The organism is Pseudomonas ulcerans (assembly GCF_036324125.1).
GTDB classification, from domain to species: Bacteria; Pseudomonadota; Gammaproteobacteria; order Pseudomonadales; family Pseudomonadaceae; genus Aquipseudomonas; species Aquipseudomonas ulcerans.
The window spans coordinates 1-13,233 of record NZ_JAZDQN010000024.1 but is presented as its reverse complement, the minus strand read 5'-3'; the positions used below and the strand labels follow the sequence as shown (position 1 = coordinate 13,233).

The following is a 13,233-nucleotide window of genomic DNA, read 5'->3' as shown; positions in this document are numbered from 1 at the left end:
CGCCTCGGCATCCTTGGCGCCGATTCGGGCAGGTCGCGGGCTCGACCGGTATGCCTTTCCGGCGTCCGGCACCGCCGCCGTCGCCTTGAGTTGCTTCGCCAGGTTCCGGCGTCTTCCGGAACCTGCACAGAACAGGATCATTAGATCGATGGCCACATACGAAATCCTGATTGCCGATGACCACCCGCTTTTCCGCAGCGCCTTGCGCCAGGCCGTGACCCTGGGGCTGGGCGCTGATGTCCGTCTGGTGGAGGCCGCCAGCATTGCCGAGCTGGAGACCCGCCTCACGGAAAAATCCGACTGGGACCTGGTACTGCTCGATCTCAATATGCCGGGCGCCTACGGCTTTTCCGGCCTGGTGCTGCTGCGCGGACAGTACCCGCAGATCCCGGTGGTGATGGTATCGGCCCAGGAAGAGGCCTCCGTTGTCGTCAAGTCGCGGGAGTTCGGGGCCAGTGGCTTCATTCCCAAGTCCAGCCCGCTGGAAGAGATCCAGGACGCCGTGCGCAAGGTGCTCGACGGTGAGGTCTGGTGGCCGCCGCAGGCATTCGAGAAGGTCGATGTCTCCGCCGAGGCCAAGGCCGCCAGTGAAGGCCTGGCCAGTCTCACACCGCAGCAGTTCCGCGTGCTGACCATGGTCTGCGAAGGGCTGCTGAACAAGCAGATCGCCTACGAGCTGAGTGTCTCCGAGGCGACCATCAAGGCCCATGTCACGGCGATCTTCCGCAAGCTCGGCGTGCGTACCCGGACCCAGGCGGCGCTGCTGCTGCAACAACTGGAGTCGGTGGCCAACGGATAGCCCATCGCCTTCACGGTTTTTTGACCCGCGGTGCACTAGTCTGCACCGCTCTCCACAGTCGGAAGTGGTTCTCTATGTCACCCTTCAAAGGCCAGACCGGCCTCAAACGTGTCTTCAATGCCGCGGGCTACTCCCTCGATGGGCTGCGCGCGGCATTTTCCGGTGAGGCGGCCTTCCGCCAACTGGTGTTGCTCAACGTGATCCTGGTGCCGTTGGCGTTCTGGCTGGATGTCAGCCGTGCCGAGCGGGCGATCCTGATTGCGGTGTGCATGCTCGGCCTGATCGTCGAGTTGCTCAACTCCGCCGTGGAAGCGGCGATCGATCGTATTTCCCTGGATCGCCATCCCCTGTCGAAGAACGCCAAGGACATGGGCAGCGCCGCGCAATTCGTGGCACTGACCATGGTGGCCGTGGTCTGGGGCGTCATCCTGCTCTAAGCGATGCTCGGCAGCACGATCTCATCGCTGCGCTGCACGCCGGCGGTGAATGTCCGGCACAGTTCGAGGAATTCGCGCATCGCCGAGGTCTGGTATTTCTGCTTGTGCCAGATGAAGAAGAACTGCCGCGCCAGGTCCAGTTCCGGGGTTTCCACCGGGACCAGGCTGCCGCGGCGGAAGGCGTCGCGCAGGGCCAGGCGCGAGATGCAGCCGATGCCCAGGCCCGATTCCACGGCGCGCTTGATCGCTTCGGTGTGTTCCAGTTCGAGGCGGATATTCAGGGTGGAACGATGATGACGCATGGCCTGGTCGAAGGTCAGGCGCGTGCCAGAGCCTTCCTCGCGGAGGATCCAGGCTTCCCGGGTCAGTTCCTCCAGGCTGGCATGGCCGCGTTGCGCCAAGGGGTGCTGCGGTGCGCAGAACACCACCAGTTCGTCGGCAACCCAGGGCTGCACTTCCAGGTCCGAATGGTTGCAGTCACCCTCGATTAGACCCAGGTCAATTTCGTAGTGCGCCACCTGTTGCACGATATGCGCGGTGTTCTGCACATGCAGCTTGACCTGGCTTTCCGGGTGGACCTGCATGAAGCTGCCGATCAGCAGGGTTGCCAGGTAGTTGCCGATGGTCAGCGTGGCGCCCACCGCCAGCGAGCCGAAGCCGGACTTGCCGTTGAGCAGATCCTCGATTTCCTTGGCCTGGTCGAGCAGGGCCACCGCCTGCGGCAACAACTGATGGCCCAGGGCATTGAGGCTCAGGCGCTTGCCGGCGCGGTCGAACAGCTGGCAACTGGATTGCCGCTCCAGTTCGGTGATGGAGGTACTGGCCGCCGATTGCGAAAGCGCCAGCACACTGGCCGCGCGAGAAACGCTCTGGTGCTGGGCGACAGCGACGAAGACCTGAAGTTGACGAAGCGTAAATCGCATATCTATATAACCGATAAGACATATCTTGATAATCCAGTTAACAGATATTGTCCTCCGCATTAAACTATCGCGCAATCGCGCTCTCGGTTAGCGCTGCGTTTTTCTCAGGAGCCCCCTTACATGAGCAACATGAACCACGAACGTGTCCTCAGTGTGCATCACTGGAACGACACCCTGTTCAGCTTCAAGTGCACCCGCGACCCGGGCCTGCGCTTCGAGAACGGTCAGTTCGTGATGATCGGCCTGCAACAGCCCAACGGCCGCCCGCTCATGCGTGCCTACTCCATTGCCAGCCCGAACTGGGAAGAGCACCTGGAGTTCTTCAGCATCAAGGTGCCGGACGGTCCGCTGACCTCCCAGCTGCAGCACCTGAAGGAAGGCGACGAAGTCATCATCAGCAAGAAGCCTACCGGTACCCTGGTCCTCGACGACCTGAACCCTGGCAAGCACCTGTACCTGCTGAGCACCGGCACTGGCCTGGCGCCCTTCATGAGCGTCATCCAGGACCCAGAGACCTACGAGCGCTTCGAGAAAGTGATCCTGGTCCACGGCGTGCGCTACGTGAACGAAGTCGCCTACCGCGAGTTCATCACCGAGCACCTGCCGCAGAACGAGTTCTTCGGCGAAGCGCTGCGTGAAAAACTGATCTACTACCCGACCGTTACCCGCGAGCCGTTCGAGAACCAGGGTCGCCTGACCGACCTGATGCGCAGCGGCAAGCTGTTCAGCGACATCGGCCTGCCACCGATCAACCCGCAGGACGACCGCGCGATGATCTGCGGCAGCCCGAGCATGCTGGACGAAACCAGCGAAGTGCTCGACAGCTTCGGCCTGAAGATCTCGCCGCGCATGCGCGAGCCGGGTGACTACCTGATTGAGCGTGCCTTCGTCGAGAAGTAAGCGTCGAGTGATATAAAAAAACGCAGACCCTGGTCTGCGTTTTTTTATGCCTGAAGCATTTGCGATACGCTTGATGGAGTATCTATTTCGGATCAGCCACCACTTCCAGCACCCTGATCCGCTCCGGCACCGGATAGTGCCAGCGCACCTGCACATCCCAGAACTTCACCCCGTACACCCGTTCCGGCGGCGGCACTTGATAGGCCGGCCGCGGATCCTGTGCCAGGCACTGCTCGATCAGCTCCACCAGCGGCTCGTCCAGGCGCAGCGCATGCCCATGGGCCTGGGGCAGGGCGCTGTCGCTCCATTCGACAGCGATCGACTCAGGCGGCGCACTGGCCATCTGATTGCTGGCCTCGGTGACGCTGTCGGCATAGGGCACGTAAGGCTTGATATCCAGCACCGGCGTCCCATCCAGCAAGTCGATACCCGACAGCAGCAGGCGCCCCGGCTCGACCTTCTCCAGACGTACCACCGACTGGCCTATGCCATTAGGTCGATGAGTGGCCCGGGTAGCGAACACCCCCATCGAGACATTGCCGCCCAGGCGCGGCGGACGCACCTTCAGCCGTGGCTTTTCCTCCAGCGCCTGGTGGAACAGAAACAACAACCAGACATGACTGCTCTGCTCCAGCCCGGCCACCGCCTCGCCGGTGTCGAACGGCGGCACCAGCTCCAGGACGCCCCGCGCCGCCGGCGCCAGGTGCGGCTGGCGCGGGATGGCGAACTTCTCCTTGAAGCAGGAACGGACGAAACCGACCGGCGAGACGCGATGGTCCATGTGCCGTTCAGCCACGGATACGCAGGGTCAGGCCCTTGAGGAAGTTGCGCAGCAACTGGTCGCCGCACGGGCGGTAGTTGTGGTGGTCGACCTTGCGGAACAGTGCGCTCAGCTCCGGCTTGGACACCGGGAAGTTGGCCGACTTGAGCACCGCGTGCAGGTCGTCTTCCTTCAGTTCGAAGGCGACCCGCAGCTTCTTCAGGATGATGTTGTTGGTCACCGGCAGCTCGATCGGCAGCGGCGGACGGCTTTCGTCACGGCCGCGGCGGAAGATCACCAGGCCATCGAGGAAATGCGCCAGTACGTCGTCCGGGCAATGGCGGAAGTCCGCGTCCTCGTCCTTCTTCAGGTAGCTGGCCATGTCCGCGTCGTTGACGTTGAAGCCGTTGGCGCGTGCGATCTGCGCCATCTTGGTGTCGGAAATGTCCAGCATGTAGCGCACGCTGCGCAGTACGTCGTTGTGCATCATGAAAATGTGATCCTGATCAGGAGCCTCGCCAGTGCGGCGCGGCTCAGAATTTTTCCTTGCTTTCCAGGTAACGCCACTGGCCGGCGGGCAGCTTGGCCATGGCCACGCCACCGAGGCGGATACGGCGCATGCCGACCACTTCCAGGCCGACGCTGCGACAGAGCAGTTCCACCAGCCCTGCTGCCGGGTTCTTCAGGACCAGGCGCAGGCGCGTCTCGTTCTGCCAGCTGGCCTTGACCTTCGGCAGCTCGTGGCCTTTCCAGTTGAAGCCGCGGTTCAGTCGTTCAAGGCCGGTGGCGATGATCTGGCCGCGGACTTCGACCACGTACTCCTGTTCGAGCTTGTTCAGGTCGGAGTCGATCTTGCGCACCGTGCGCCAGTCCTGGCTGTAGATCTGCAGGCCGCTGGCCCCGGCCTGCAGGGGCGCCAGGCAGGTCAGACGGGCGAAGTGCCCGCGCAGCACGCGACGCTCCGTGGCATGCGCTTCGGAGCGGTTGCCGGGGTTCATGGCATTGCGGGCGGCTTCGGCATCCAGGCCGGCTTCCTGGTGCAGCAGCAGGGTCACCGGTTCCAGTGGCTCGGGCTTGGCGCCGGGCAGCAGGGCGACGACCTGCTGGTCGATCGGGAACTGAGGTTCATCGATGACCTGGCCATCCACCGTGACCCAGCCTCCGCCGATATACAGTTCGGCCTCGCGGCGGGAGCAGCCCAGCTGGGCGACAAGGCATTTGGACAGGCGGGTGGTTTCGGACATGACAGGGCCGTGCGCAGGGAAAGGCGTCCATTGTAACCGCCGTGGACAAGCCAGTTGTGGAAAACAAAACCCCGCCAGAAGGCGGGGTCGTTCAGCGGGTCCGATTTCAGACGGGTTCGGCCCAGAGGTCATACTCATCGGCATCCACCACGCGGCAGCGGACCTTGTCGCCCGGCTTGTAGCCGTGGTTGCCGTCGATGAACACGTTGCCGTCGATTTCCGGCGCATCGAAGAAGCTGCGGCCCACCGAGCCCTGTTCCTCTACTTCGTCGATCAGCACCTCGATCTCACGACCGATGCGCAGTTGCAGACGGGCGCTGCTGATGGCCTGTTGATGGGCCATGAAGCGGTCCCAGCGGTCCTGCTTGATCTCGTCCGGAACTTCGTCCAGGCCAAGGTCGTTGGCCGGCGCACCTTCCACCGGGGAGTACTGGAAGCAGCCGACGCGGTCCAGCTGGGCTTCGGTGAGCCAGTCCAGCAGGTACTGGAAGTCTTCTTCGGTCTCGCCGGGGAAGCCGACGATGAAGGTCGAACGGATGATCAGGTCCGGGCACTGCTCGCGCCATTTCTTGATGCGCGCCAGGGTGCGGTCTTCGAAGGCCGGGCGTTTCATCGACTTCAGCACTTTCGGGCTGGCGTGCTGGAACGGGATGTCCAGGTACGGCAGGATCTTGCCGGCGGCCATCAGCGGGATTACGTCATCCACGTTCGGGTACGGGTAGACGTAATGCAGGCGAACCCAGGCGCCGAGGCTGCTGAGGGCTTCGCACAGCTCCAGCATGCGGGTCTTCACCGGGCGACCGTTCCAGAAATCGGTCTTGTACTTGACGTCGACGCCGTAGGCGCTGGTGTCCTGGGAAATCACCAGGATCTCCTTGACGCCCGCCTTGACCAGGCGCTCGGCTTCGCTCAGCACTTCGCCGACCGGGCGGCTGACCAGCTTGCCGCGCATCGACGGGATGATGCAGAAGCTGCAGCTGTGGTTGCAGCCTTCGGAAATCTTCAGGTAGGCGTAGTGGCGCGGGGTCAGCTTGACGCCCTGTGGCGGCACCAGGTCGATCAGCGGGTTGTGGTCCTGGCGCGGCGGGACCACTTCGTGCACGGCGCTGACCACCTGCTCGTACTGCTGCGGGCCGGTCACCGCCAGCACGCTCGGGTGCACGTCGCGGATGTTGCCTTCCTCGACGCCCATGCAGCCGGTGACGATGACCTTGCCATTTTCCTTGATGGCTTCGCCGATCACTTCGAGGGATTCGGCCTTGGCCGAGTCGATGAAGCCACAGGTGTTGACCACCACCACATCAGCGTCCTGATAGGTGGGCACGACTTCATAACCTTCCATGCGCAGCTGGGTGAGGATGCGTTCGGAGTCAACCAGAGCCTTCGGGCATCCGAGCGAGACGAATCCTACCTTTGGCGTGGTGGGGGTTGCGGTGGTGGACATGGCTAACCTCGGTGTAGAGGGGCTGCCGCGTGCATGACGAAAGGCAGCCCTGCTGGGCGCTTCCAGGCGCCTCTGATCAAAAAGTGCGCAATTCTAGCGAGCGTTCGTCTGCTTGACCAGCAGAAAAACGACGAACGCTGCGCTATGCTTCGCCGCGTTGCGCCCTTGGTATTTTCGGACAGGGGCGACAAGGTTCTGCCGACGAGAAAAATCATGGCGTCTGGTACGAAATTCACCGGTTTCCGGTTCATGTTCGCGGGAGTGGTTGATGGGTCAGGCAAGCAGTGAAGCCTCGGCAGGGCACGGCGCGGCGCGCTCGTTGGGTCTGCTGGTGGCTGCTGTCGGGGTGGTGTACGGCGATATCGGTACCAGTCCCCTGTATACCCTGAAGGAAGTCTTTACCGGCGGTTATGGGGTGCCGGTCAACCATGATGGTGTCCTGGGCATCCTGTCGCTGATCGCCTGGTCGCTGATCTGGGTGGTGTCGTTCAAGTACGTGACCTTCATCCTGCGCGCTGACAACCAGGGCGAGGGCGGAGTGATGGCGCTCACGGCGCTGGCCACGCGAGCGGTGGGCGCGCGGCCGAAGCTGAAGGCGATGATGGTGGCCTGTGGCCTGACCGGCGCGGCGCTGTTCTATGGCGACAGCATGATCACCCCGGCGGTCTCGGTGTTGTCGGCGGTGGAGGGCATGGAGCTGGCCTTCGACGGTATCGATCACTGGGTGGTGCCGATCGCCCTGATCGTCCTGGTGGCGTTGTTCCTGGTGCAGAAGCACGGCACGGCGAAGATCGGCATCCTCTTCGGGCCGGTGATGGTCACCTGGTTCGTGGTGCTGGCGCTGCTCGGCCTGCATGGTATCGCGCAGAGCCCCGAAGTGCTCAAGGCCTTCAACCCGGTATGGGCGGTGCGTTTCTTCGTCGTCCACCCAGGCATCGGCGTGGCCGTCCTCGGTGCGGTGGTGCTGGCGCTGACCGGTGCCGAGGCGCTGTACGCCGACATGGGCCACTTCGGCCGCAAGCCCATCGCTCGCGCCTGGTTCGCCCTGGTGCTGCCGGCACTGGTGCTCAACTACTTTGGCCAGGGCGCGTTGCTCCTGCAGAACCCGGATGCGGCACGCAACCCGTTCTACCTGCTGGCGCCGGGCTGGGCCCTGCTGCCGCTGATCGCCCTGGCCACCCTGGCCACGGTCATCGCCTCCCAGGCGGTGATTTCCGGGGCCTTCTCCCTGACTCGCCAGGCCATCCAGCTCGGTTACATCCCGCGCATGCAGATCCAGCACACCTCCAGTGATGAGCAGGGGCAGATCTACATTGGCGCGGTGAACTGGTCGCTAATGGTGGCGGTGGTCCTGCTGGTGATCGGTTTCGAGTCCTCCGGCGCCCTGGCGGCGGCCTACGGGGTGGCGGTGACCGGGACCATGCTGATGACCACGTTGCTGGTGTCTGCGGTGATGCTTCTGCTGTGGAAGTGGCCACCGCTGCTGGCGGTGCCGATCCTTGTCGGCTTCCTGCTGGTGGACGGTCTGTTCTTCGCCGCCAACCTGCCCAAGGTGGTGCAGGGTGGCGCGTTCCCGGTCCTGGCGGGGGCGGTCCTGCTGCTGTTGATGAGCACCTGGAAGCGCGGCAAGCAGATTCTCGTCGAGCGGATCGACGAAGGCGCGCTGCCGTTGCCGGTGTTCATCGGCAGCATTCGCGTGCAGCCGCCGCATCGGGTCGAGGGAACTGCGGTGTTCCTGACTGCGCGCCCTGACGCCGTGCCTCATGCGTTGTTGCACAACCTGCTGCACAACCAGGTGCTTCACAGCCAGGTGGTGTTGTTGACGGTGGTGAGCGAAGACCGGCCGCGAGTGCCGGAGCAGGAGCGTTTCGAGGTCGAGGCCTATGGTGACGGTTTCTTCCGCGTGCTCTTGCATTTCGGCTTCATGGACGAGCCGGATGTGCCGGCGGCACTGCGCCTGTGCCATCTCGACGAGCTGGATTTCAGTCCGATGCGTACCACCTATTTCCTGAGTCGGGAAACGGTGATTTCGTCACGGCTGGAGGGGATGTCGCGCTGGCGGGGGAATCTGTTCGCGTTCCTGTTGAAGAATGCCAACGGGAATCTGCGCTTCTTCAACCTGCCGTTGAACCGAGTGATCGAGCTGGGGACCCAGGTCGAGATCTGAGGTGCTTTGAAGGCCTCATCGCTGGCAAGCCAGCTCCCACAAGGTTCTCGATTGTTCTTGAGAACGCCTCGGTACCTGTGGGAGCTGGCTTGCCAGCGATGGCGGCCTGAGGCCTGGATCAATTCTGCTCGGCGACGCTGTTCTTGCCCTGGCGGCTCTCGATCTCGCCGATCAGCTTGCGCGCCAGTGCCGGGTAGTTCTCGTCGAAGTGATGCCCACCCGGCAGCTTGAGCTTCTCGCCCACTGCCGTGGTATCGGTGCAACCGCTCTCGTCGGTCTCTTCCACGCCATACACGCAAAGCACCTTGGCCGCCGGCATCTTCGCCATTTCCGGACCGGTCGGCGCTTCCTTGCCTTCCTGGCCCAGCCAGCCTTCCACCTGGATCTCGAAGCTGCCGCTGCGGGCGAATGCCAGCAGGATAACGGCGTCGATGCGTTTCTTGTCTTCATCCGGCAGGCGGTTGTAGATCGCCGGCAGGACATCCGCGCCAAAGGAGTAGCCCGTCAGCACGAAGCGCTTGGTGCCCCATTTCTGCCGGTAGTGCTGCATCAGCTCGGACAGGTCGACGGCGCTCTGTTCCGGGGTCTTGTGTTGCCAGTAGTAGCGCAGGGTGTCGATACCCACCACCGGATAGCCAAGCTTGGCCATTTCCCCGGCCACGTCGCGGTCGAGGTCGCGCCAGCCGCCGTCACCGGAGAGGAACAGGGTCACGGTGTCGGTGGTCTGGCCCGCCGGGACTTCCACCACCGGAATGCTCATGGCATTGCCGTCCTCGCCCACCAGGGCGTGGGTCAGCTGGGCCTTGAGCACCTGCGGCAGGTGGATGTCATAGTCGGCGATGCTGGTTTCAGCATTGGCCTGGTCACGTACGAAGGCGGCGCTGGCGTCGTCCGGGCTGTCGTTCCAGGCCACGTTCCAGTGCCCGTGAGGCGCGGACTTGGCGGCCGTGATCGAGCAGGCGGGGCGTTCTACATTGAAGTCCACCGAAATGGCCAGTGCCTTGTCGTCCTTCTGCCCGGCCAGCCAGTCCCACGCCAGGTTGGCGCCCGGGCCGATACCGGCGACCAGGGTCGGTGCACCCTTGAGCTGTTGCGTGGCCAGCTGCACGGCCTGCTGTTGCAGGTTGCAGTCGCCAGGCGGCAATGCGACCTGGACCAACTGCGCTTCACCGCTCTGGCTCAGGTCCAGTAGCTGCTTGTCGCTCAGCAGTTGATCCTGCGGTGAGGCAATGACCACCCGGGCCTTGGCCTCGCTGCCGGGAGTGGCCCGGGTCAGGCTGCTGCCATCGCTGAGGGTGATGTGCTCCAGATGGGCTTCTGGCGCGGGACGGGTCCATGCCCAGAAGCTCACGGCGGCTGCCAGCAGCGCCACGATCAGCGCGCCGAGCAGGTAATACCAGTAACGTCGAATCATCAGCGTTTCACCAATCCTGTAAGACCGCCCGCGATCAGGGCGGCGGTATCGGCCAGAGCGACCAGCGGATCGAGTCCGGCGGGGACGGCCATGTAGCGGGGTTCCCAGTCTGGCTGGAACTTGTCTTTGAAGCGGCGCAGGCCCTGGAAGTTGTAGAGCTGCTCACCGCGGTGGAACACCATCGACCCCAGGCGCTGGGTCAGGGGCGCGCCGCGCCGCGGTTGCAGGCCCGACAGAGGGACCATGCCAAGGCTGAAGCGGGCATATCCATGCTGTTTATAGTGTTGGATCAGGCCGACCATCATGAATTCCATGGTCAGTTTCGGCGCCTCCGGATGCGCACGCATCAGGTCGAGGCTGGCCAGCTCCCGGCTGTGGGTTTCCAGCAGGTTGGCGAACGCCACCGGCTGGCCCTGGAAGCGAATCAGGGCGATGCGGAAATGTTGCAGGTAGTCCTCGCTGAAGCGGCCGAGGGAGAAGCCTTTCTCGCGGACGTTCTTGCCGGTCAGCCAGGCGTCGGAAATGGCTTTCAGTTCTTCCAGCGGCGCCTGACCGGGCTCGTGGATTTCCAGGCTCAGGCCATCGCGTCCACCACGGTTCCAGGTGTAACGCAGGTCCTTCATTTCCTTGCCCTTCGCTTCCAGATCGAAGCGCAGCAGGTTGACCCGTGCTTCTTCGCCGAGCTTGATCGCGGTCAGGCCGATGTCCATGTAGAACGGCAGGTTCTCGGCACGGACCTGGTAGAACACCGGACGGGCGTGGTGGATGTCACAGAGGTCGCGGAACTGCCAGATCATCTCGGCGCGGCGCTGGGCCGGGCCAATCGGGTCGTACAGCGCCACCAGGCTGCGACCGCGGCGGGCGTACATGAGGAAGGCGTCGTCATCGGGGTGGAACAGCAGCGCCTTGTCGCCGGTCAGGGCCAGGCCGCCGTCGGGTTGGTCCGAGGCCAGCAGGATGCGGTTGGCGCGCTGCAGTTCGTCACTGGTTGGCAGGTGGATCACCGGGCGCGCAGTGCGCAGCAGCCAGGTCAGTGCCAGCACTACCAGCAGGACCGCGCTGCCCAGGGCCGAGCGCAGGCCGCGCGGGGCGTCGGCATCCAGGGTGAACTGCCACCACAGTTGATGGCTGTAGGGCACGTCCTGGTAGGCGAACAGCAGCAGCCAGATCGACGCACCGACCACGCAGGCACTGGCGACCAGGTAGATCGGCGAGAACGGCAGTTCCAGCAGGCGGCTCGGGCGGTAGAACGAGCGGCGGAACAGAGCCAGCAGGCTGGCGGTGAACACCATGATGCTGGCTTCTTCCCAGTCGAAGCCCTTGAGCAGGGAAAGCAACGCACCCACCAGCAGGAGAATGGTGGTCAGCATCCAGGCCGCCGAAAGGCGACGGCGCAGGCCCTGGGCCAGAAGCAGGCAGAGCACGCCGATCAGGCTGGCGCCGAAGTGCGAGGCGTCGATCAGGCGGTGTGGAATCAGGAAGCCGAGGTGCTTGAGGCGGGTGTCGATTTCCGGTGTTGCACCGGAGAACAGCAGCACCACGCCGGACAGGAACACCAGCACCGCCAGCACCGGCGCGGCCAGGCCCGAGGCGACCTTGATCGCCTGCTGGGCGAACAGGAAGCGCCGAGCTTCGCTGGCCAGCAGGACCACGCAGGCCACCAGCATCGGCAGCACAACATAGATGAGGCGATACAGCAGCAACGCGGCCGCCAGCGGGGCGGCGCCCAGCTGGTTGGCGAAGGCGGCGAGAAGGATCGCCTCGAACACGCCGACGCCGCCAGGCACATGGCTGAGCACGCCGGCCGCGAGGGCCAGCAGGTACACCAGCAGGAACGCGCCGAAGGGCGGGGCTTCCGGCAGCAGCAGGTACAGCACGGTGGCTGCTGCAGCGACGTCCAGTGCGGTGATGACCAGTTGCAGCAGGGTCAGCCTGGCGCCTGGCAGGCGCAAGGTGCGACGTCCGACCCGGCTCAGCAGGGCATGGGTGAACGGCTGCTCCGGCAGGCGACGACGGTAGAGGCCATAAGCCAGGGCGGAAGCGAGCAGCAATACCGCCATGGCGATGCTGGCCAGCAGGCCTTGCGGCAGGCGCAGCGCTTCCGAGGCGGCGGGCAGGTTGCTCAAGGTAGCCAGCGCGGCGAGGGGCGGTAACGCACAGCCCAGCGACAGGCTGGCGAACAGGGTCATGCGCGCCACTTCGGCGGCGCCGACACCCTGGCGGGCATACAGGCGATAGCGCACCGAACCGCCGGAGAGCAGCGAAAGGCCAATGGCGTTACCGATGGCGAAGGCGCAGAAACCGCCCATGACCAGACTGCCGGCAGGCAATTTCACGTCGGCGTAGCGACTGGCGGACCATTCGTAGCCGAGCAGGGTGATGAAGCCGATGAGGGTCGCGAGCAAGGCTCCGGCCAGCGCGGGCTTGGGCGTGGCCAGGATCTGGTCGTGCAGGGCATAGATGTCCAGCTCGCTGAGCAGATGGCGGCAAGCGATCAGGGCTATCCCGAACAGCACCAGGGTTACGGCCAGACCGATGGGTTGACGGTACTTGCTCAGCAGATCGAGCCAGCGCAGGCGGCTGGCAGCGATGGGGTGCGCGGCGGTAACGGGAATTTCGGTTTCAGCGGTTGGGCGCATCAATCACCTCGGGGATTGTGCGCGACAGGACGGGAGTATCCGGTCAAGTTACCAATCCCTATGGAATAATAATGTCTGAATATTACTAGCGTTCAGGCGTATCCGTGAGGGTCATGATAGTTAAAGAATATTCACATGGCTGCCATGGGCAGGGAGGCTGGCGAGGTTTTTCTGACGCAAACGAAAAAGGCCAATCTTTCGATTGGCCTTTTTCTGTATCTGGTTGCGGGAGCCGGATTTGAACCGACGACCTTCGGGTTATGAGCCCGACGAGCTACCAGGCTGCTCCATCCCGCGTCTGATGGGTGCGCATTCTACAGTCTTGCCGCTGGCTGTCAATGCTTAATTATTGATTTTCCTGAAAAACCTTTTCGGCCCAAATCCCGGGCAAACGAAAAAGGCCAATCTTTCGATTGGCCTTTTTCTTGAATCTGGTTGCGGGAGCCGGATTTGAACCGACGACCTTCGGGTTATGAGCCCGACGAGCTACCAGGCTGCTCCATCCC

The 13,233-nt window shown here is 63.7% G+C and carries 10 protein-coding genes, 1 tRNA gene and 1 pseudogene; 4 read left to right on the top strand and 8 right to left on the bottom strand.

Going from position 1 to position 13,233, the window contains the following annotated elements:
* Positions 1–148: 148 nt before the first annotated feature.
* On the top strand, positions 149–799 hold the full coding sequence (erdR, locus tag V0R59_RS19960; protein WP_330076187.1) for a response regulator transcription factor ErdR: 651 nt from the start codon (positions 149–151) through the stop codon (positions 797–799).
* 74 nt (positions 800–873) lie between these two features.
* Complete coding sequence (locus tag V0R59_RS19955; protein WP_330076186.1) at positions 874–1,236, top strand: diacylglycerol kinase; 363 nt, start codon at positions 874–876, stop codon at positions 1,234–1,236.
* Here V0R59_RS19955 and V0R59_RS19950 read toward each other — a convergent pair.
* Positions 1,233–2,159 (bottom strand): LysR family transcriptional regulator, encoded by a 927-nt coding sequence (locus V0R59_RS19950; RefSeq protein WP_330076185.1) that lies wholly within the window; start codon positions 2,157–2,159, stop codon positions 1,233–1,235. The two genes, V0R59_RS19955 and V0R59_RS19950, sit on opposite strands and share 4 nt — an antisense overlap.
* Positions 2,160–2,279: 120 nt before the next feature.
* On the opposite strand from V0R59_RS19950, the gene fpr reads away from it, so the two are divergent.
* Positions 2,280–3,059: a ferredoxin-NADP reductase gene (gene fpr, locus V0R59_RS19945; protein ID WP_330076184.1), complete on the top strand. Its 780-nt coding sequence runs from the start codon at positions 2,280–2,282 to the stop codon at positions 3,057–3,059.
* Between the two features lie 82 nt (positions 3,060–3,141).
* Here fpr and tsaA read toward each other — a convergent pair whose 3' ends face one another.
* From tsaA to rimO, 4 genes are all read right to left on the bottom strand, one after another.
* Positions 3,142–3,840: a tRNA (N6-threonylcarbamoyladenosine(37)-N6)-methyltransferase TrmO gene (gene tsaA, locus V0R59_RS19940; protein ID WP_330076183.1), complete on the bottom strand. Its 699-nt coding sequence runs from the start codon at positions 3,838–3,840 to the stop codon at positions 3,142–3,144.
* 7 nt (positions 3,841–3,847) lie between these two features.
* Positions 3,848–4,309, bottom strand: coding sequence for a YehS family protein (locus tag V0R59_RS19935; protein WP_330076182.1), 462 nt, complete (start codon positions 4,307–4,309; stop codon positions 3,848–3,850).
* A 43-nt stretch (positions 4,310–4,352) separates the two neighbouring features.
* Entirely contained in the window at positions 4,353–5,063 is a 711-nt protein-coding gene (locus tag V0R59_RS19930) for an rRNA pseudouridine synthase (RefSeq protein ID WP_330076181.1), read from the bottom strand.
* A 106-nt stretch (positions 5,064–5,169) separates the two neighbouring features.
* Positions 5,170–6,507: a 30S ribosomal protein S12 methylthiotransferase RimO gene (gene rimO, locus V0R59_RS19925; protein ID WP_330076180.1), complete on the bottom strand. Its 1,338-nt coding sequence runs from the start codon at positions 6,505–6,507 to the stop codon at positions 5,170–5,172.
* Positions 6,508–6,775: 268 nt separating this feature from the next.
* Between rimO and V0R59_RS19920 the strand changes: the two genes are divergently transcribed.
* On the top strand, positions 6,776–8,674 hold the full coding sequence (locus V0R59_RS19920; RefSeq protein ID WP_330076179.1) for a potassium transporter Kup: 1,899 nt from the start codon (positions 6,776–6,778) through the stop codon (positions 8,672–8,674).
* 118 nt (positions 8,675–8,792) lie between these two features.
* Here the strand turns inward: V0R59_RS19920 and V0R59_RS19915 are convergent, their stop codons facing one another.
* The 3 genes and pseudogenes from V0R59_RS19915 to V0R59_RS19905 all read right to left on the bottom strand — a co-directional run bounded on the left by V0R59_RS19915 (position 8,793) and on the right by V0R59_RS19905 (position 13,024).
* Positions 8,793–10,088 (bottom strand): virulence factor family protein, encoded by a 1,296-nt coding sequence (locus V0R59_RS19915; RefSeq protein WP_330076178.1) that lies wholly within the window; start codon positions 10,086–10,088, stop codon positions 8,793–8,795.
* A pseudogene (gene mprF / locus V0R59_RS19910) lies at positions 10,088–12,714 on the bottom strand (bifunctional lysylphosphatidylglycerol flippase/synthetase MprF). Before mprF ends, V0R59_RS19915 begins: the two are co-directional and overlap by 1 nt.
* Positions 12,715–12,947: 233 nt before the next feature.
* Positions 12,948–13,024: transfer RNA gene (locus V0R59_RS19905), tRNA-Met, on the bottom strand.
* Between the last annotated feature and the right edge of the window lie 209 nt (positions 13,025–13,233).

Coding starts and splice junctions, on each gene's coding strand:
- fpr (WP_330076184.1), top strand. CDS start 2,280: ATGAGCAACATGAACCACGAACGTGTCCTCAGTGTGCATCACTGGAAC.
- V0R59_RS19950 (WP_330076185.1), bottom strand. CDS start 2,159: ATGCGATTTACGCTTCGTCAACTTCAGGTCTTCGTCGCTGTCGCCCAG.
- tsaA (WP_330076183.1), bottom strand. CDS start 3,840: ATGGACCATCGCGTCTCGCCGGTCGGTTTCGTCCGTTCCTGCTTCAAG.
- erdR (WP_330076187.1), top strand. CDS start 149: ATGGCCACATACGAAATCCTGATTGCCGATGACCACCCGCTTTTCCGC.
- V0R59_RS19955 (WP_330076186.1), top strand. CDS start 874: ATGTCACCCTTCAAAGGCCAGACCGGCCTCAAACGTGTCTTCAATGCC.
- V0R59_RS19935 (WP_330076182.1), bottom strand. CDS start 4,309: ATGATGCACAACGACGTACTGCGCAGCGTGCGCTACATGCTGGACATT.
- V0R59_RS19930 (WP_330076181.1), bottom strand. CDS start 5,063: ATGTCCGAAACCACCCGCCTGTCCAAATGCCTTGTCGCCCAGCTGGGC.
- rimO (WP_330076180.1), bottom strand. CDS start 6,507: ATGTCCACCACCGCAACCCCCACCACGCCAAAGGTAGGATTCGTCTCG.
- V0R59_RS19915 (WP_330076178.1), bottom strand. CDS start 10,088: ATGATTCGACGTTACTGGTATTACCTGCTCGGCGCGCTGATCGTGGCG.
- V0R59_RS19920 (WP_330076179.1), top strand. CDS start 6,776: ATGGGTCAGGCAAGCAGTGAAGCCTCGGCAGGGCACGGCGCGGCGCGC.